Source organism: Oceanibacterium hippocampi (assembly GCF_900172325.1).
In the GTDB taxonomy this organism is placed as follows: Bacteria; Pseudomonadota; Alphaproteobacteria; order Sneathiellales; family Sneathiellaceae; genus Oceanibacterium; species Oceanibacterium hippocampi.
In genome coordinates, this window is sequence record NZ_FWFR01000001.1 from 620382 (window position 1) to 638968 (window position 18587).

Below are 18587 nucleotides of genomic sequence, written 5' to 3' on the forward strand. Positions count from 1 at the left end.
GATGCAGGGCAAGGGACCCGCGCAGGCAATGATTCTGGCCGCCGGACGCGGCGAGCGGCTCCGGCCGCTGACCGATTCGACCCCGAAGCCGCTGGTCCGGCTGGCCGGGCGGCCGGTCATCGACCGGGTGATCGATCGTCTGGTCGCCGTCGGCGTCCGCCGCCTCGTGGTCAATGTCCACCATCTCCCGGACCAGGTGATCGACCATATGGGCAAGCGCGAGACGCCGACCGAGATCATCATATCGGACGAGCGCGACATGCTGCTCGATACCGGCGGCGGGATCGCCCGGGCACGGCACCATTTCGACGGAGAACCCTTCTATGCGGTCAACGGCGACGTCGTCTGGCGCGACGCGCTCGGTGATTCGCTTGCCGCCCTCGCCACTGCATACGATCCGGCGCGGATGGATGCGCTGCTGCTGCTTGTCCCGACCGTTTCCGCCCGGAACTATCAAGGGCGCGGAGACTTCCTGATGGCCCCCGACGGCCGTCTGATCCGCCGTCCCGAACGGAAACTGGCGCCCTTCGTCTATTCCGGCGTGCAGATCCTGTCGCCGGCGCTGTTCGACGGTTGCCCCGACGGCCGCTTCTCGCTCAATCTGCTCTATGACCGGGCGGCCGAGGCGGGCCGGCTGTTCGGCCTGCGCCACGACGGTGACTGGTTCGACGTCGGCACCCCGGAAACCCTCGCCCAGGCGGAGAAGGCACTGACAAGACAATGAGCGGCGAGGCCGAGACGCAGAGACTGGCGCCGTCGGCCGCGGCCCGACCCGCGGCGCGGAACGTCTTCGCGATCCCGGCCCATGTCCCGTTCGTCGATGCGCTGGCGCGCGGCCTGCTCGCCCGGCATGGCGACGATCCGCTGACGCTCTCGCGGGTGACGCTTTTCCTACCGACCCGCCGTGCCCTTCCCGCCCTCCGCTCCGCCTTCCTCCGGCAAATGGACGGCAAGGCGACCCTGCTGCCGCAGATGCGCCCGCTCGGCGACGTCGACGACATGTTCGAGGCGCCTGGTCTGCCGGCGGACGGTCCGGAACTGGCCGATCTGGCGCCGCCGATCTCGCAATTGCGCCGCCTGTTGATGCTGACCCGGCTGGTCCGCGCGCGGCCGCCGTCGCCGGGCTCGGCCCAGGCCGCGGCGCTCGCGGCCTCGCTCGCCCGCCTGCTCGACCAGATGCAGACGGAGGGCCGACGCTTCGACGACCTGGCACGGATCGTCCCGGCCGAGCTTGCCGTTCATTGGCAGGAGATTCTCGAATTCCTGACCATCGTCAGCGCGCGCTGGCCGGAAATCCTTGCCGAGCAGGGACTGACCGATCCGGCCCTGCATCGCGATGCGCGGCTCCGCGCGCTGGCCTCGCGCTGGTCCGCAACGCCGCCCGGAGACCCGGTCTACGCCGCCGGTTCGACCGGTTCGATCCCGGCGACGGCCGCCCTGCTCGGCATCATCGCCGGGCTGCCCGGCGGCGCCGTCGTCCTGCCGGGCCTCGATCGCGGGCTGGACTGGGCCGATGCCGCGCTGATCGCCGCCGACCCGGCTCACCCACAGCATGGCATGGTCAGCCTGCTTGCCGGTTTCGGCATGGCGCCCGAGGAGGTTCGCGACTGGCATCCCTGGCCGGGCGAGGAGCACGGCGCAGGGCGCACGGCGCTGGTCGCCGCGGCTCTCCTTCCGGCGGCGGCGACCGATCGCTGGCGAACGCTCCGGATCGCCGGCGATCCCGGGCTCGACCGGGTCAGCCGAATCGACTGCCCCGGCGCGCGCGAGGAAGCGGCGGTCATCGCCCTGCTGTTGCGCGGGGCGCTGGAAACGCCGGGCCGGACCGCTGCCCTGGTGACCCCCGATCGCGGCCTGGCGCGCCGGGTCGCGGCCGAACTGGCGCGCTGGCAGATCGACATCGACGATTCGGCCGGACAGCCGCTCGCCGCGAGCCCGGTCGGAAGCTATCTCCGGCTGGTCGCGGCGATGGCCGCCGAGCGGGCCGCGCCGGTGACCCTGCTGGCGACGCTCAAGCATCCGCTCGCCGCCGGCGGCGAACGGCCGGCCGATTTCCGGCGCGGCGTTCGATTGCTCGAACGACGGCTGCTGCGTGGCCCGCGTCCGGCGGCCGGTGTCGGGACGCTGCTCACCCTTGCCCGCGAGGATGGCGATGCCGGACGGCTGGTGCCGCAACTCGAACGGCTTGCCGCGGCGCTCGCGCCGCTCGACGACCTGATAGCGCGCCGGACGGTGCCTCTCGGTGCGCTGATCGATGCCCATCTCGCCCTCGCCGAATGGCTCGCCGCGAGCGATCAGGAGGCCGGTGCCGAGCGACTCTGGCGCGGCGACGACGGCGAGACGGCGGCCGATTTCCTGCGCGAGCTGCGCGAGGCGGCCGAGGTCCTGCCCGAGGTCGAGCCCCGGCAATGGCCGGCGCTGTTCGAGGTCCTGCTCGACGGGCAGGTCGTCCGCGCCGCCTATGGCCGGCATCCGCGGCTCTCGATCTGGGGGCCGCTGGAGGCCCGGCTGCAGCAGGCCGACCTGCTGATCCTGGGGGCGCTCAACGAGGGTAGCTGGCCGGCCGAGACGAGCGCCGATCCGTGGTTCAGCGCGCCCATGCGGGCCGCCCTCGGACTGCCGCCGGCGGAGCGCGGGATCGGGCTCGCGGCGCATGACTTCCAGCAGGCGATGGGCGCCCCGGAGGTCGTCCTGACCCGGGCCGAGAAGGTCGATGGCACACCGACCGTGCCGTCCCGCTGGCTGCTCCGCCTCGACATGCTGATGCAGCGGCATGGTCTCCGCTTCGACGAGGTCCGGGCCCGTGACCTGCTCGCCTGGCAGGCCCGACAGGACGCCGCCGATAGCGTGCGCCCGGCCGCGCCGCCGGCGCCCCGGCCACCGGTGGCGGCGCGGCCGACCCGGCTCTCGGTGACCCGGATCGAGGCATGGATGAAGGATCCCTACCAGATCTTCGCCCGCGACATCCTGAAGCTGAAGCCGCTGGACGCGATCGCGGCCGAGCCGGACGCGGCGGCCCGCGGCAGCATCATCCACGATGCCCTCGATCGTTTCGTCGCTGCCTGTCCGGACGTCCTGCCGCCGGATGCCGAGACCCGGCTGCTGGCTCTCGGGCGGGACGCCTTCGGCGCGCTGCTGCTGCGGCCGGCGGTCTGGGGCTTCTGGTGGCCGCGCTATGTCCGCATCGTCCGCTGGTTCGTCGAATACGAGCGGGAGCGCCGCAAGGGCGCGCGAACCCTGGCTACCGAGGTCAAGGGCCGGCTCGAGATCGCGGGCGGCTTCTGCCTGACCGCCACCGCGGACCGTATCGATCGTTTCGATCATGGCACGATATCTATCGTCGACTACAAGACCGGGAGCCCGCCCTCGAAACCGATGGTCGATGCCGGCCTCGCCCCGCAGCTTCCGCTCGAGGCGGCGATCGCCGCGGCCGGCGGCTTCGACGGTATCGAGGCGCTCCCGGCCGAGGAGCTGCTTTATATCCGGCTCGGTGGCGGCGAGCCGCCGGGCGAGGCGCTGCCGGTCAAGAGCCCGACCGACGAGCTCGTCGCGCAGTCGCTCGCCGGGCTCGAACGGCTGGTCGCGCTGTTCGCCGATCCGGCGACGCCCTATCTCTGTCGGCCGCGCCCGGAACTGCCGAATGCCTTCAGCGACTATGATCACCTGGCGCGGGTCCGGGAATGGGCGACGCCGGGCGGCGACGGGAGCGAGGGATGACGATCGAGCAACGGCGCGCCGCCGATCCCGCCTCCTCGGTCTGGGTGTCGGCTTCCGCCGGGTCCGGCAAGACCCGGGTCCTGGTCGACCGCACGCTCCGCCTGCTGCTCGAGGGGGTGGCGCCCGAGCGCATCCTCTGCATCACCTTCACCAAGGCGGCGGCGGCCGAGATGGCGAACCGGCTGAGCGCTGAGCTCGGCCGCTGGACCGCCTGGGACGACGACCGGTTGGGGCAGGAGATCGAGGCGCTGGAAGGCGACCGGCCCGGTCCCGAGCGGCTCGCTTCGGCCCGTCGCCTGTTTGCCCGTGTCCTCGACACGCCCGGCGGGTTGAAACTGCGCACCATTCATTCCTTCTGCGAATCGATCCTTGGACGCTTTCCGGTCGAGGCCGATCTGGCGCCCCATTTCGAGGTCCTTGACGAACGCGGTGCGGCGGAGCTCATGTCCGAATCGCTGGACGGCGTGCTGGCCCGCGCGAAGGACGACCCGGACGGTCGGCTCGGCACGGCGCTCGCCGCGATCAGCGCCCGGGTGAGCGAGCAGGACTTCCATGCGATCGTCCGCGACTTCCTCGGCCAGCGCGGCCGTTTCGGCGGGCAGTTCGCCGACGAACAGGCGCTTGCCGGCTCGGTCGACCGTCTGCGCCGGTATCTCGGCCTGGCGGAGGGCGAAGACGCTGACAGCCTGCGCCGGGACGCCTGCCGGGATGACGCCTTCGATCCGCCGGCGCTCAGGCGTGCGGTCGAGGCGCTTCTGCAGGGCGGCAAGACGGACGGTGAACGGGCCGCCGCGATGGCCGACTGGCTCGCCGCCGACACCGAGGGCCGGCTCGACCGGCTCGACGGCTATCTCGACCAGTTCTTCACCCGGGCCGGCGCCGCGCGCGCCAGGCTTGCCACCGCCGGCGCGCTCAAGGCCGATCCGGGCGTCGCGGACATCCTGTCGACCGAACTCGCCCGGCTGGAGACCCTCCGGGAACGGTTGCGGGCGGCTTCCGTCTTCGCCTCTAGCGCGGCGTTGCTCGAACTCGGCGCCACGATCGTCCGGCTGTACGAGGCCGAGAAGAGCCGCCTCGCCCGCCTCGACTTCGACGACCTGATCCTGAAAACGCGCGACCTTCTGGCCCATCCGGGACGGGCCCCCTGGGTGCTCTTCAAGCTCGACGGCGGCCTCGATCACGTGCTGATCGACGAGGCCCAGGATACCAGCCCGGCGCAATGGGAGATCGTCCAGCATCTGGTCGAGGAATTCTTTGCCGGCGAGGGCGTTCGCGGCACCGAACGCACGCTGTTCGTCGTCGGCGACGAGAAGCAGTCGATCTATTCCTTCCAGGGCGCCGACCTGGCCGCCTTCGAGGCGCGCCGGCGCTTCTTCTCCGATCGGGTGCGCGAGGCCGCGCAGCGCTGGGACGAGGTCCCGCTCAGCCGCTCCTTCCGTTCGATCCCGGTCGTGCTCGATCTCGTCGACCGCTGTTTCGAGCCCGCTGCCGTGCGCGAGGGCGTGATCGCCCGTGGCGACTGGGTCCGCCATGTCGCCCATCGCGCGACCGATGGCGGGCTGGTCGAGCTCTGGCCGCCGGTGGTGCCGGGGCCGGCCACCCCGACCGAGCCCTGGGCACCGCCGCTGGAACAGCAATCGGCGCGCTCGGCCGACGCGGTGCTCGCCCGCCGTATCGCCGAGCGGATCCGGGGTTGGCTCGAGAGCGGCGAGCCGTTGGCCGCCAAGGGTCGCCCGGTGCAGCCGGGTGACATCATGATCCTGGTGCGCCGGCGCAGCGCCTTCTTCGAAGAGATGGTGCGCGCCCTGAAGCTTGCGCGGGTGCCGGTCGCCGGCGCCGATCGCATGGTGCTGACCGAACAGCTCGCGGTCATGGATCTCCTGTCGCTCGCCCGCTTCCTGCTGCTGCCGGAGGACGAATTGTCGCTGGCCGAGGTCCTGAAGGGTCCGCTTGTCGGCTTCGATGACGATGCGCTGTTCGACCTCGCCTACGGGCGGACCGGGAAGCTCTGGCCGACCCTCGTCGGCCGGCGGGAGGAACGGCCGGATTTCGGCGCCGCGCACGACCTCCTCGCCGGACTTCTGGCACGCGTCGACTACGATCCGCCCTTCGAGCTGTTCGCTCGCCTGCTCGGTGCCGGCGGCGGGCGTCGACGCCTGCTCGCCCGGCTCGGTCCAGAGGCGAACGATCCGATCGACGAATTCCTCAACCTGGCGCTGCTCTACCAGCGCCGGGAAACGCCGTCGCTGCAGGGCTTTCTGCACTGGATCGAGGCCGGCAGCGCCGACGTCAAGCGCGACCTGGAACAGGGCCGGAACGAGGTCCGCGTGCTTACCGTGCATGGCGCCAAGGGCCTGCAGGCGCCGATCGTCTTCCTGCCCGACACATGCGGGACGCCGCCGCACGATCCGCGCCTGCTCTGGGACCATTTCGAGGGCCGCCCGGTGATGCTCTGGCCGGTCAGGAGTGCCGACCGGGATGTCCGTGCGACCGCCTTGATCGAGCAGTCACGGACGGCCCGCGACGAGGAATACCGGCGGCTCCTGTATGTCGCGATGACGCGGGCCGAGGACCGGCTCTATGTCTGCGGCTGGGAAGGCAAGCGCGGCCGGCAGGAGGGCTGCTGGTACGACCTGATCGCGCCGGCCTTCGATACCGCCCGGACGGAAGAGCTGACGCTGCCCTCCGGCGATACGGTGCGCCGGATCACCCAATCGCAAAGCCGCGAGATCGAGGGGTCCGGGGCCGCGGACGAGGTTGCCGAGGCGGCACCGATGCCGGACTGGATCGACCGGTTGCCGGCGGCGGAACCGCGGCCGAGCCGGCCGCTGGCGCCGTCGCGAAGCCCGTCGGCCGAGCGCGCGGCGCGGTCCCCGGTCGGCGCGGAATCCGAGCGTCGTTTCCGTCGCGGCCGGATCGTCCATACCCTGCTGGAGCGGCTGCCCGAACTGCCGGCGGAGACGCGTGCCGAGGCGGCGGCGCGCTGGCTGGCGATGCCCGGGCACGGTCTCGACGGGGACGAACGGCGCGAGATCGCCGACGAGGTGCTGGCCATCCTTGGCGCCGCCGAGTTCGCGCCGCTGTTCGCGGCCGGCAGCCGGGCCGAGGTGCCACTGATCGGGCTGGTTGGCGGCGAAGTGGTCGCCGGCCAGGTCGACCGCATCGTTGTCGAGGCGGAACAGATCCTGATCGTCGACTACAAGAGCAACCGGCCATCGCCGCGGCGGATCGAGGACGTGCCAGCGCTGTATCTCCGCCAGATGGCGCTATACAGGGCGTTGCTGGGGGAAATCTATCCCGGCCGGCGGATCCGCTGCCTGCTGCTCTGGACCGACGCGCCGCATCTCATGGAACTGCCGGCGGACCGTCTCGCGAGCGCCCTCCCTTGACCTCGCGGGGGGGCGCCCATAGATTCGCATGACAGCCGGGCTGACCGGCTCCGGTAATGACGGCGCAGGCCGCGAGAGAGGACGACATGACCACCCAACACGTCAGCGATGGATCGTTCGAAGACGACGTCCTGAAGGCGAAGGGCGCGACCCTGGTTGATTTCTGGGCGGAATGGTGCGGCCCCTGCCGCCAGATTGCCCCGTCGCTGGACGAGATCGCGACCGAGATGAACGGCAAGCTGACGCTCGCCAAGATCAATATCGACGACAACCCGATGACGCCGAGCCGCTATGGCGTGCGCGGCATCCCGACTTTGATGCTGTTCAAGGACGGGCAGGTTGCCGGCACCAAGGTCGGTGCGTTGCCGAAGAGCAAGATCGTCGAGTGGATCGAATCGGTTCTCTGACCGGTTCCCGGCCAAAGCCGTGACAATCCATCAGACAGACGACGCCGCGGCGGGAAGCCGCGGCGTCTTTCGTTTCGACCCGGTGACCCTGGCAAGCGAGTTTTCCCGATGACCCAGCGACCTGGATGGCCGGATCCCGAAGCCGGCCGGCGGGCCGCCGAGGCTTACCTGGCGGAACATCCGGACCTCGAGACCGTCGAACTGATCGTCGTCGACAACAACGGTTTGCTGCGCGGCAAGCGCGTCGGGCCCGATCGCCTCGTCTCGGTGATGAGCGAGGGGATGCGGTTGCCGGGCTCGATCTTCGCCCTCGACGTGACCGGCGAGAACGTGACCGGCACGGGCCTGATCTGGGCGGTCGGCGATGCCGATCACCCGGTGCTGCCGGCGGACGGCGCCGTCCGGCCGGTGCCCTGGGCGAGCTTCCCGACCGCCCAGGTCCTGATGACCATGATCGACGACGACGGCACGCCGTTCCATGCCGACCCGCGCCAGACCCTGTGCCGGGTCGTCGAGCATTACACCGAGATGGGCCTGACGCCCGTGATGGCGCTTGAGCTCGAATTCTACCTGCTGGACAAGGAACGCGGCCCCGACGGCCGGCCGCAGCCGCCGCGTTCGCCGCACACCGGGCGGCGGGAACATGCGATCCAAGTCTACAGTCTCGACGATCTCGACGCCTTCGCCGAACTCTGGCGCGATATCTCGCGCGCGGCGCGGGCCCAGGATGTCCCGGCCGATACGGTGGTCTCGGAATATGCCCCGGGCCAGTACGAGTTCAACCTGAAGCATGTCGCCGATCCGGTCGCGGCGGCCGATCACGCGGTGCTGCTGAAGCGCATCATCGTCGAAACCGCCTGGCGTCACGGCGTCGAGGCGAGCTTCATGGCCAAGCCTTACGTGGAGCTCGCCGGTTCGGGCATGCACCTGCATATGAGCGTGCTGGACGAACAGGGCCGGAATGTCTTCGACGGCACCGGATCGAAGGCCGACGAACTGATCGCGCCGACGCTGGCGCATGCCATCGGGGGCCTGCAGAAGGGCATGCCGGAATCGATGGCGGTCTTCGTGCCGAACGTGAATTCCTTCCGACGCCTGCAGCCCGGCTCCTACGCGCCGCTCGCGCCGACCTGGGGGATCGACAACCGCACGGTGGCGCTGCGCGTGCCCTCCGACGGCGGGCTGGCCCGCCGGGTCGAGCATCGCGTCGCCGGTGCCGATGCCAATCCCTATCTGGCGACCGCCGCGGTGCTGGCCGCCGCTCACCGCGGCATCACCGAGGAGATCGAGCCGAGCGAACGCATCGCCGGAAATGCCTACGAGCAGGTTCCGCCCAGCCTGCCGACGACCTGGCCGGAGGCCCTGGCGGCCTATGACCGGGGCGAGATCCTGCCGGAGTATTTCGGACGGGAGCATTGCAGCGTCTTCTCGGCCTGCAAGCATTTCGAGCGCCACAAGTTCGAGGCGATCATCACCGACCTCGAATATCGCTGGTATTACGGCTGCATCTGATCGTTGGCGCGGAGCACCCGCCCGGCAAGGTAGAGCGAACCCGCGATCAGGACGCGCGGCGCCGGGCCGCCGGCATGTGCGGCGGCAATCCGCCCGAGCGCCGATTCGACGTCGTCCGCCGGCACCATTGCAAGACCGGCCTCGCGGCCATGGCGGGCCAGCTCGTCCGGCGGCGTGCTGGCAGCCTCGCCCTCGATCGGAACCGCGTAGGCGCTTTCGGCGAGGCCGCTGAAATGGCGGAGGAAGCCCTGGCGGTCCTTGACCTGCAACATGCCGGCGATCAGGTGGAACGGGCGCGGATCGCGCCCCTGGATGTCCCGGAACAGGGTTTCCAGCACGTTGCCGGCATCCGGGTTATGGCCGCCGTCGAGCCAGAGCTCGGCGCCCGCCGGTAACCGATCGAGGAGCGGCCCCGACGCCAGGCGCTGCATGCGGGCCGGCCATTCGACGCCGGCCAGTCCCTGCCGGCGAGCCCGGTCATCGACCGAATAGCCTTCCAGGCAGTCGAGAACGGCAAGCGCGATGCCGGCGTTGCCAAACTGGTGCCGGCCGAGCAGGCCGGGCGGCGGATAGCCGGTCGCGTGGTCGCCGTTGCGGTAGACGAAACCGTCAGCCGTCGCCTCGACCTCCCAGTCGGCTCCGCAAACATGGAGCGGCGCGCCGCGCCTGGCGGCCTGCTCGCGGATCACGGCAAGGGCGTCCTTGACCTGCGGCCCGACGATCGACGGCACGCCGGCCTTCAGGATGCCGGCCTTCTCGAAGGCGATCTGCGCCAGCGTGTCTCCCAGATAGTGCTGGTGGTCGAGCGAGATCGGCGTGAGCGCGGTCGCGGCCGGGCGGGCGATCACGTTGGTCGCGTCGAGGCGGCCGCCGAGGCCGGTTTCCAGCAGCAGGATATCGGCCGGGTGATCGGCGAAGGCGTCGAAGGCGGCCGCCGTCGTGATCTCGAAGAAGGTGATCGGCGCGTCGCCGTTGACCGCCTCGCAGCGGGCGAGCCGGGCGCTCAGCGCCGCCTCGTCGATCAGCGTGCCGGCGAGCCGGATGCGCTCGTGGAAGCGGACCAGGTGCGGCGAGATATAGACATGGACGCGATAGCCGGCAGCCTCCAGCATGGCGCGGAGGTAGGCGATGACCGAGCCCTTGCCGTTGGTGCCGGCGACATGGACAACCGGCGGCAGTCGCCTCTCGGGATTCCCGAGACGGTCGAGAAGCCGCCACAGGCGTTCCAGCGAAAGGTCGATGACCTTGGGGTGAAGGGTCAGGAGCCGGGCGAGGATCCGGTCACTTTCGAAGGTCGGTCTTGCCGTCGGCGTCACTGCCGCCCTCCGTCGCGCCAGCGCCCGCGTTGTCGGCTTTCCCGGTCTCGGCGACCGTCTTGTCGCCGGCCTTCCTGGTGGCGGCGGTGGGCGCCGGAATGTCGAGCTCGTTGCCACCCGACGGCGCGGGCGCGATCGCCTTCTCCTCGGTCTGCTTCGCCGGTTTTGGCGCCGGCGTCGTCACGGTCTCGGTGACCGGAACCGTCAGCAGGACGATCAGCCGGATCAGCGTGTCGCGCAGGTCCTGGCGATGCACGACCATGTCGACCATGCCGTGCTCCAGCAGATACTCCGCGCGCTGGAAGCCTTCCGGCAGCTGCTCGCGGATCGTCTGTTCGATCACCCGGGGGCCGGCGAAGCCGATCAGCGCGCCCGGTTCCGCGATATGGACATCGCCGAGCATGGCATAGGAGGCGGTCACGCCGCCGGTCGTCGGGTCGGTCAGCACGACGATGAAGGGCAGCCCGGCCTCCTTGACGATACTGACGGCAATCGTCGTCCGCGGCATCTGCATCAGCGACAGGATGCCTTCCTGCATGCGCGCCCCGCCGGCGGCGGCAAAGACGATCAGCGGCGCCTGCTGCTTGACGGCGGTCTCGGCGGCAACGACCAGCGCCTCTCCGGTGGCGATACCCATCGAGCCGCCCATGAAGGCGAAATCCTGCACCGCGATCACTGCCCGGGCACCACCCATCCGGCCGTGCGCGACAAGTACCGCGTCGGATTCCCCGGTCTTGGCGCGCGCCTCCTTCAGGCGGTCGGTATAGCGCTTGGAATCGCGGAACTTGAGGGGGTCGGCCGGCACCTCCGGCAGCTCGACCCGCTCATAGGCGGCATCGTCGAACAGCGCCTCGAAGCGGGCCTTGGCGCCGATCCGCATGTGATGGCCGCAATGATGGCAGACGAACTGGTGCTCCTCGAGTTCGCGCCGATAGATCATGGACGCGCATTTCGGGCATTTGTCCCAGAGATTGTCCGGCGTTTCCCGGCGTTGGCCGAGGCTCCGGATGCGGGGCAGGACGGTGCTGGTAAGCCAGTTCATCGGTTCGTTCCTATTCGCCAGCGACGGCGCGTTTGTCGGTGCGGGCGCCACGGACGCCATCGGCGAGCTCGGCGACGAGGCCGAGCAGCGCCTTGAGGCCGGCCTCCGCCGTGGCGCCGTTGGCGAACTTCTCGACCAGCGCGCTGCCGACCACGGCGGCGTCGGCGAATCGGGCGATGGCGGCCGCCTGTTCGGCGCTGCGGATGCCGAAGCCGACGCCGATCGGCAGGTCGGTATGGCGGCGGATCTCGGCGATCCGCGCCGCGACCTTGCCGCTATCGGGAGCGGCGGCACCGGTGATGCCGGCGATCGAGACATAATAGAGGAAGCCCGAGGTGTTCGTGAGGACCCGGGGCAGACGCTTCTCGTCGGTCGTCGGGGTCGCCAGACGGATGAAATTGAGGCCGGCGCGAAGCGCGGGAATGCACAGTTCGTTGTCTTCCTCAGGCGGCAGGTCGACGACGATCAGGCCGTCGACGCCGGCCGTCCGGGCGGCGTCGAGGAAGGCTTCGACGCCGTAGGAATAGATCGGGTTGAAGTAGCCCATCAGGACGATCGGGGTGTCGTCGTCCCCGGCCCGGAAGTCACGAACGAGGTCGAGGGTCCGCCGCAGCGTCGCGCCGGACTTGAGGGCCCGCAGGTTGGACGCCTGGATGGCCGGCCCGTCGGCCATCGGATCGGTAAAGGGCATGCCCATCTCGATGAGGTCGGCGCCGGCCGCGGGCAACCCCTTCAGGAGCGCCGCCGAGGTCGCGTGATCCGGGTCGCCGGCGGTGACGAAGGTAACGAGCCCGGCCCGGCCCTCGGCCTTCAGCGCGGCAAAGCGCCGTTCGATCCGTGTCTCGCTCATATCGTGGTCCCCAGAGCCTCGGCGATCGTGAAGATGTCCTTGTCCCCGCGACCGCACAGATTCATGACCATCAGGTGGTCGCCCGGCAGCGTCGGCGCGAGCTTGATGACATGGGCGAGCGCGTGCGAGGGCTCGAGTGCGGGCAGGATGCCCTCGAGCCGGCTGAGCAGCTGAAAGGCCTCGAGCGCCTCCTTGTCGGTCGCGGAGACATAGGTGACCCGGCCGGTATCGTGCAGCCAGGCATGCTCGGGCCCGATGCCCGGATAGTCGAGTCCCGCGGAGATCGAATGTGCCTCGGCGATCTGGCCGTCGTCGTCCTGCAGCAGGTAGGTCCGGTTGCCGTGCAGGACGCCGGGCCTGCCGCCGGTGAGCGAAGCCGCATGCGCGCCGCTTTCGAGCCCGTGCCCGGCCGCCTCGACGCCGTAGATCGCCACGTCGGGATCGTCCAGGAAGGGGTGGAACAGCCCCATCGCGTTCGAGCCGCCGCCGATGCAGGCGACGAGGCTGTCGGGAAGCCGGCCTTCGCGCGCCTGCATCTGCTCGCGCGTCTCGTTGCCGATCACCGCCTGGAAATCACGCACCATGGCCGGGTAGGGATGTGGCCCGGCGACCGTGCCGATGATGTAGAACGTGTCGTCGACGTTGGTCACCCAGTCGCGCAGCGCCTCGTTCATCGCGTCCTTCAGGGTGCGCGAGCCCGAGGTGACCGAGCGGACCTCGGCGCCCAGCAGGCGCATGCGGAAGACGTTCGGCTTCTGCCGCTCGATGTCGGTCTCACCCATGTAGATGACGCAGGGCAGTCCGAAGCGCGCCGCCACGGTGGCGGTCGCCACGCCGTGCTGGCCGGCGCCGGTCTCGGCGATGATCCGGCGCTTGCCCATGCGGCGGGCAAGCAGGATCTGCCCCATGCAGTTGTTGATCTTGTGGGCGCCGGTGTGATTGAGCTCGTCGCGCTTCATGTAGATCTTGGCGCCGCCGAGATGTTCGGTGAGCCGTTCGGCGAAATAGAGCGGCGAGGGCCGCCCGACATAATGGGCGAGATAGTCGTCGAGCTCGGCCTGGAAGGACGGGTCGGCCTGCGCGGCCTCGTAGGCCTCTTCCAGTTCGAGGATCAGCGGCATCAGTGTTTCGGCAACGAAACGACCGCCATACATGCCGAAATGCCCGGTTTCGTCGGGCCCGGCACGGAAGGTGTTGGGATTGTTCATCGTCGCTCCGTTCAGCGCCGCGCCGAGCCGTCGGCGTTGCGCACCTGTTCAACAAACTTCCGGATCAGGGCCGGGTCCTTCCGGCCCGGCGCCGTTTCCACGCCCGACGAGACATCGACCGCCGTGGCATGCGCGATGCGGATCGCATCGCCGACATTGTCGACCGTGAGTCCGCCCGACAGCATCCAGTCCGCGCCGGCGAAACTGCCGAGGAGATGCCAGTCGAACGCGACGCCATTGCCGCCGGGCAGGGCATCGGCGAGGGTCTTCGGCGGTTTCGCGTCGAAGATAAGCCGGTCGGCGACGCCGGAATAGGCCTTCGCCTGGTCAAGGTCGGCGGCGGTGGCGATCTTCAGGGCCTTCATCACCGGCAGGCCGAACCGGGCCTTGATCGCGGCGACCCGGGCCGGGCTTTCGGAACCGTGCAACTGCAGGAGGTCGAGGTCGAGACGATCGAGAACCGCGGCGATCGCCGCATCATCGGGATCGACGAACAGGCCGACGCGCCTGACCGTCGCCGGCAGCCGGGCGGCCAGCTCGCGCGCCTGGTCCGGGGTCACCGCCCGTGGCGAGGGCGGATAGAAGACGAAACCGACAAGATCGGCGCCGGCTGCCGCTGCGTCGATAGCCGCGCCGTCCGTCAGGCCGCAGATCTTGATTTCGACGCTCATCGGGTCAGGCCGCCGGCCGCAGCGCCTGGCAGATCGCGCGCGCCGCCGCCGGCGGGTCCTCCGCCGCCGTGATCGGCCGGCCGATGACCAGATAGTCCGCGCCGCCGGCCAGCGCGGCTTCGGGCGTCATGACCCGCTTCTGGTCGTCGGCGATGCTGTTCGAGGGGCGGATGCCCGGCACCACTAGCTTGAAGTCGGGGCCGCAGGCGCCGCGCAGGCGGCCGATCTCGTGCGGGCTGCAGACGGCGCCGTCGACGCCGCAATCCAGCGCCAGTCGGGCCAGTCGCTCGGCAAGGTCGCCGCTGTCGAAAGCGAACCCGACGGCCTTCAGGTCCGCGTCGTCAAGGCTCGTCAGGACCGTGACGGCGATGATCCGGGGCCGGGAAGGGCCGAAGGCGGCGGCGGCCTCGACTGCCGCGCGAAGCATCGCCGGTCCGCCCGAGGCATGCACCGTGATCAGGGTGGGGCGGAGCCGCGCTGCGGCGGCGCGCACGGCGCCGGCCACCGTGTTCGGAATGTCGTGCAACTTGAGATCGAGGAACAGCGGCAGGCCCTGGCCCGCCTCCTCGACGCCTGCCGGGCCGTTCGCGGCGAAGAATTCCTTGCCGAACTTCAGGCCGCCGACTTCGGCGCGCAGACTCGCGGCAAGCGCCCGGGCACTCGCGATGTCGTCGCGATCGATGGCGCAGAAGACCGGATTGTTCGTCATCTGGAGCATGGCGGCGTTATAGCAGATCGTGCGGCTTGTACACCATGCAATGGGCGTCGTTTTCGCCCGCTTTCGCGTCTTGCCGTCAGGCGGCGCCGGAACGGGCGGTGAGCTGCAGCGTTTCGGACTGTTCGGCGGCGCGGACCGCCTTCGCAGCTGCCTCCCGGCGGGCCTGTTCCTCGCGCAGCCGGGTGACCTCGGTTTCCAGCCGCTCGATCGCCGCCTGCCGGCGCTTCGCGGTCAGCTTGGCGCGGAAGGCGGACAGCCAGAAGGCCGGCCCGGCGATCAGCAGGCCGAGCAGGACGCCGCCGAGCAGCACGTAATAGAGCGGCAGTTCGAGCATGTAGGGCAGGGGGTCGAGGCTGACCGTCACGGCGGCCCGGTTGGCGATCGCGAAGGCGGCGGCCACGATGGCCACCGGCAGGACCACAACGATGGTGACAAGTTTCACGGGCGACTCCCGGATTGCTGGATGGCGGCAGCGACGGTCATCGCGCCGCTCTGGTCTTCGTCGTCGACCCGGTCTTTGCCGGCCTAGTTCTCGTCGTCGGTATTCAGCCGCTCGCGGAGATCCTTGCCGGCCTTGAAGAACGGCACGTGCTTCTCGGCGACCTGAACTGCCTCGCCGGTTCGCGGGTTCCGGCCTACACGGGGCGGTCGTTCCTTCACCGAGAAAGCCCCGAAGCCGCGCAATTCGACCCTGTCGCCGCGAGACAGCGCATCAGCGATTTCCTCGAAGACCGTCGTGACGATCCGTTCGACGTCCCGCTGGAACAGGTGCGGATTGCGCGAGGCCAGTCTGGCAATCAGCTCCGATTTGATCATCCTACTGGGCCCCAATACGGTCACGTCGATCGTACAAGACTACCGCCGCTTGTGCAGACGGGATTACTTTCAGTCTACGATCGGAAGGTCAGGGTGCCAAACGGAGACCAGTCCGTCAAGGGTAAGCCGTTCAGTTAAAAACGATTTTCCGGTTACCTTGCCGACCAGACGGTCGACGATCGCCTCCGGCTCCAGATAGGAGACGCCGCGGCTCGGCAGCGATGTCGAGATGTCATGCTCGGATGCCAGCCAGTCGCGCGCCTCGCGCTCGCCGCCGATGGCGTCGATCAGGTCCGCCTGCAGGGCGCCGCGACCGATGAAGACCTGGCCGTTCGCGAGGCGGCGGGCGGTCGCGAGATCGAAGGGCCGGCGTGTCGCGACGAGGCCGACGAACCATTCGTGGGTCTGGTCGATCAGCGACTGGGTCGCCACGCGGGCGAGCGGCGAGAGCGGCTTGACCGGTGACGGTTCGCCCTTGAGCGGGCCGGAGGTGAGCTGTTCGGCCCGTATGCCAAGCGTCTCCAGTAACTCGGAGAATTCCGCGAACTGCATCAGCACGCCGATCGAGCCGGTCAGCGAGCTTTCGCCGGCGAACACGCGGTCGGCGGCAATCGCCGCCATGTAGCCGGCCGAGGTGCCAAGTGTGCCGATGACAGCGACAACGGGCTTGTTCTCGGCGACCCGGCGCAGGCCCTGGTAGAGCCGTTCGCCGCCATAGGTCGAGCCGCCGGGCGAATTGATGTGAACGAGCAGGGCGCGCGCGTTGTCGTTGTTGCGCACCGCCTCCAGCGCGGCGTCGAGGCGCGGATCCTCGACGATCACCCCTTCGACGGAAAGGCGGGCGACATGCGCCCGCCCCAATCCGTCAACATTGACGAAGCTGCCGCTGGCATAGACGACCAGGGCGATACCGATGACGACCGCGAGCAACCGCCAGATCGACAGGCGCCGCTTGAGGCGGCGCCTGTCCACGATCGCATCGGATTCGAGGGACATGCCCTGCTCCGTCAGTGCGTCGGCCGGGTTTCAGGAGAGGTCAGGAATTGTCCTCGCCATCGCCCTGGTCCTTGTCCTGGTTGGCACGGCGCATGGCCGCGCCCAGGATCTCGCCGAGGCTGGCCCCGGAATCGGACGAGCCGTACTGTGCCACTGCTTCCTTCTCGTCAGCGACCTCACGGGCCTTGATCGAGAGCGTGAAGCGACGGGACTTGGGGTCGATCTGGGTGATCTTGGCATCGACCTTGTCGCCGACCGCGTAACGCTCCGGACGCTGCTCGGAACGATCGCGGGAGAGCTCGGCCTTGCGGATGAAGCCCTGCAGCGAATCGCCGACCATCACCTCGATACCGTTCTCCTGAACCTGCGAAACGGTGCCGGTCACCACGTCGCCACGCTTGTAGTGGGCGGCGTCGGCGAACGGATCGCCGTCAAGCTGCTTGATGCCGAGCGAGATGCGCTCCTTGTCGACATCGACGTCCAGGACCTTGGCGCGCACGGTGTCGCCCTTGGCGAACTGCTTGATCGCTTCCTCGCCCGACAGGTTCCAGTCGATGTCGGACATGTGCACCATGCCGTCGAGGCCTTCTTCCAGACCGACGAACAGACCGAACTCGGTGATGTTCTTGATCTTGCCCTCGATCACGGTATTGGCCGGGAAGCGGTCGACGAAGCTCTCCCACGGGTTGTCCATGCACTGCTTGAGGCCGAGGCTGATGCGGCGCTTCGCCGGATCGACCTCGAGCACCTGCACTTCGACTTCCTGGCTGGTCGAGACGATCTTGCCCGGATGGACGTTCTTCTTGGTCCAGCTCATCTCGGACACGTGGACGAGGCCCTCGACGCCCGGCTCCAGCTCCACGAATGCGCCGTAATCGGTGATGTTGGTCACGCGGCCCTTGAAGCGGGTCGCCACCGGATACTTCGCCTCGATGCCGTCCCACGGATCGGCTTCGAGCTGCTTCATGCCCAGGCTGATGCGCTGCGTCTCGCGGTTGAGGCGGATGACCTGAACCTTGACGGTCTGGCCGATCGCCAGCGCCTCGGTCGGGTGATTGACGCGGCGCCAGGAGATGTCGGTGACATGGAGCAGGCCGTCGACACCGCCGAGATCGACGAATGCGCCGTAGTCGGTGATGTTCTTGACGACGCCTTCCAGGACCTGGCCTTCCTCGAGGCTGGAAACCAGCTCGGAGCGGGCCTCGGCACGGGATTCCTCGAGCACCGCGCGGCGCGAGACCACGATGTTGCCGCGCCGGCGATCCATCTTGAGGATCTGGAAGGGCTGCGGGATGTTCTTTAGCGGGGTGATGTCACGCACCGGCCGGACGTCGACCTGGCTGCCCGGCAGGAACGCAACGGCGCCGGAGAGGTCGACGGTGAAGCCGCCCTTGACGCGGCCGAAGATCTGGCCCTCGACACGCTCGTTGGCGTTGAACGCCTTCTCAAGCTTCTCCCAGGCTTCCTCGCGGCGTGCCTTGTCGCGCGACAGAACGGCCTCGCCCTGGGCGTTCTCGATTCGCTCGAGATAGACCTCGACAACGTCGCCGGCCTTCAGCTCGGCATCCTTGCCCGCGGTCCAGAACTCGCGAAGCGGAACGCGACCCTCGGACTTCAGGCCGACATCGATGACGGCGAGATCATTCTCGATCGCGACGATCGTGCCCTTAACGACGGTACCTTCCAAGCTTTCCTGGGCACCATAGGATTCGTCGAGCAGCGCCGCGAAATCTTCAGTGGAAAAGGGGACTTCTTCAGCCGTGGCTGGCGAATTTGACATGCGTTTTCCCTAGGTGGCTCGCCCCTTGTCATGAGCATCGGGCAACCGGTCCAACCGGCGGGCGAGCGGCCTCTTCATCATCCCGGCCATCTATATGGCCCGTGCGGGACGGCAGGTTAAAATATGCCCCGGCACGATCGGGGCCATGTGAATGCGTGCGGGACC

The 18587-nt window shown here is 69.2% G+C and carries 15 protein-coding genes; 5 read left to right on the forward strand and 10 right to left on the reverse strand.

The window, feature by feature from the left end; genetic code table 11:
• Position 1 precedes the first annotated feature (1 nt).
• From OCH7691_RS02890 to OCH7691_RS02910, 5 genes are all read left to right on the forward strand, one after another.
• On the forward strand, positions 2–724 hold the full coding sequence (locus OCH7691_RS02890; protein ID WP_085881908.1) for a nucleotidyltransferase family protein: 723 nt from the start codon (positions 2–4) through the stop codon (positions 722–724).
• Positions 721–3717 carry a double-strand break repair protein AddB gene (gene addB, locus OCH7691_RS02895; protein ID WP_085881909.1) on the forward strand — a complete coding sequence of 999 codons (2997 nt, stop codon included), beginning with the start codon at positions 721–723 and terminating at the stop codon, positions 3715–3717. Before OCH7691_RS02890 ends, addB begins: the two co-directional genes overlap by 4 nt.
• Positions 3714–7106, forward strand: coding sequence for a double-strand break repair helicase AddA (addA, locus tag OCH7691_RS02900; RefSeq protein ID WP_217807762.1), 3393 nt, complete (start codon positions 3714–3716; stop codon positions 7104–7106). Before addB ends, addA begins: the two co-directional genes overlap by 4 nt.
• 86 nt (positions 7107–7192) lie before the next feature.
• Positions 7193–7513, forward strand: coding sequence for a thioredoxin TrxA (gene trxA / locus OCH7691_RS02905; RefSeq protein ID WP_085883464.1), 321 nt, complete (start codon positions 7193–7195; stop codon positions 7511–7513).
• A gap of 108 nt (positions 7514–7621) precedes the next feature.
• On the forward strand, positions 7622–9025 hold the full coding sequence (locus OCH7691_RS02910; protein ID WP_085881911.1) for a glutamine synthetase family protein: 1404 nt from the start codon (positions 7622–7624) through the stop codon (positions 9023–9025).
• Here the strand turns inward: OCH7691_RS02910 and OCH7691_RS02915 are convergent.
• The 10 genes from OCH7691_RS02915 to rpsA form a co-directional block, all read right to left on the reverse strand.
• On the reverse strand, positions 9010–10341 hold the full coding sequence (locus tag OCH7691_RS02915; RefSeq protein ID WP_085881912.1) for a bifunctional folylpolyglutamate synthase/dihydrofolate synthase: 1332 nt from the start codon (positions 10339–10341) through the stop codon (positions 9010–9012). The two genes, OCH7691_RS02910 and OCH7691_RS02915, sit on opposite strands and share 16 nt — an antisense overlap.
• Positions 10307–11383, reverse strand: coding sequence for an acetyl-CoA carboxylase, carboxyltransferase subunit beta (gene accD / locus OCH7691_RS02920; protein WP_085881913.1), 1077 nt, complete (start codon positions 11381–11383; stop codon positions 10307–10309). The genes OCH7691_RS02915 and accD overlap by 35 nt, the downstream gene beginning before the upstream one ends.
• Positions 11384–11393: 10 nt before the next feature.
• Positions 11394–12233, reverse strand: a complete 840-nt coding sequence (trpA, locus tag OCH7691_RS02925) for a tryptophan synthase subunit alpha (RefSeq protein WP_085881914.1) — start codon at positions 12231–12233, stop codon at positions 11394–11396.
• Entirely contained in the window at positions 12230–13441 is a 1212-nt protein-coding gene (trpB, locus tag OCH7691_RS02930) for a tryptophan synthase subunit beta (RefSeq protein WP_085881915.1), read from the reverse strand. Before trpB ends, trpA begins: the two co-directional genes overlap by 4 nt.
• 11 nt (positions 13442–13452) lie before the next feature.
• The gene (locus tag OCH7691_RS02935) at positions 13453–14112 is read right to left on the reverse strand and encodes a phosphoribosylanthranilate isomerase (protein WP_085881916.1); all 660 of its coding nucleotides are present in this window, start codon (positions 14110–14112) and stop codon (positions 13453–13455) included.
• Between the two features lie 4 nt (positions 14113–14116).
• Entirely contained in the window at positions 14117–14830 is a 714-nt protein-coding gene (pyrF, locus tag OCH7691_RS02940; RefSeq protein ID WP_085881917.1) for an orotidine-5'-phosphate decarboxylase, read from the reverse strand.
• Between the two features lie 76 nt (positions 14831–14906).
• Entirely contained in the window at positions 14907–15272 is a 366-nt protein-coding gene (locus tag OCH7691_RS02945) for a lipopolysaccharide assembly protein LapA domain-containing protein (protein ID WP_085881918.1), read from the reverse strand.
• An 83-nt stretch (positions 15273–15355) separates the two neighbouring features.
• On the reverse strand, positions 15356–15646 hold the full coding sequence (gene ihfB / locus OCH7691_RS02950) for an integration host factor subunit beta (RefSeq protein WP_085881919.1): 291 nt from the start codon (positions 15644–15646) through the stop codon (positions 15356–15358).
• 69 nt (positions 15647–15715) lie between these two features.
• Positions 15716–16642, reverse strand: a complete 927-nt coding sequence (sppA, locus tag OCH7691_RS02955) for a signal peptide peptidase SppA (RefSeq protein ID WP_085881920.1) — start codon at positions 16640–16642, stop codon at positions 15716–15718.
• Positions 16643–16682: 40 nt separating this feature from the next.
• Entirely contained in the window at positions 16683–18422 is a 1740-nt protein-coding gene (rpsA, locus tag OCH7691_RS02960; RefSeq protein ID WP_085881921.1) for a 30S ribosomal protein S1, read from the reverse strand.
• Positions 18423–18587 lie beyond the last annotated feature (165 nt).

Excerpts from the sequence above, each read along its gene's own strand:
- addB (WP_085881909.1), top strand. The coding sequence starts at position 721 with ATGAGCGGCGAGGCCGAGACGCAGAGACTGGCGCCGTCGGCCGCGGCC.
- rpsA (WP_085881921.1), bottom strand. The coding sequence starts at position 18,422 with ATGTCAAATTCGCCAGCCACGGCTGAAGAAGTCCCCTTTTCCACTGAA.
- addA (WP_217807762.1), top strand. The coding sequence starts at position 3,714 with ATGACGATCGAGCAACGGCGCGCCGCCGATCCCGCCTCCTCGGTCTGG.
- trpB (WP_085881915.1), bottom strand. The coding sequence starts at position 13,441 with ATGAACAATCCCAACACCTTCCGTGCCGGGCCCGACGAAACCGGGCAT.
- ihfB (WP_085881919.1), bottom strand. The coding sequence starts at position 15,646 with ATGATCAAATCGGAGCTGATTGCCAGACTGGCCTCGCGCAATCCGCAC.
- OCH7691_RS02890 (WP_085881908.1), top strand. The coding sequence starts at position 2 with ATGCAGGGCAAGGGACCCGCGCAGGCAATGATTCTGGCCGCCGGACGC.
- OCH7691_RS02935 (WP_085881916.1), bottom strand. The coding sequence starts at position 14,112 with ATGAGCGTCGAAATCAAGATCTGCGGCCTGACGGACGGCGCGGCTATC.
- pyrF (WP_085881917.1), bottom strand. The coding sequence starts at position 14,830 with ATGCTCCAGATGACGAACAATCCGGTCTTCTGCGCCATCGATCGCGAC.
- sppA (WP_085881920.1), bottom strand. The coding sequence starts at position 16,642 with ATGTCCCTCGAATCCGATGCGATCGTGGACAGGCGCCGCCTCAAGCGG.
- trpA (WP_085881914.1), bottom strand. The coding sequence starts at position 12,233 with ATGAGCGAGACACGGATCGAACGGCGCTTTGCCGCGCTGAAGGCCGAG.
- OCH7691_RS02910 (WP_085881911.1), top strand. The coding sequence starts at position 7,622 with ATGACCCAGCGACCTGGATGGCCGGATCCCGAAGCCGGCCGGCGGGCC.
- accD (WP_085881913.1), bottom strand. The coding sequence starts at position 11,383 with ATGAACTGGCTTACCAGCACCGTCCTGCCCCGCATCCGGAGCCTCGGC.
- trxA (WP_085883464.1), top strand. The coding sequence starts at position 7,193 with ATGACCACCCAACACGTCAGCGATGGATCGTTCGAAGACGACGTCCTG.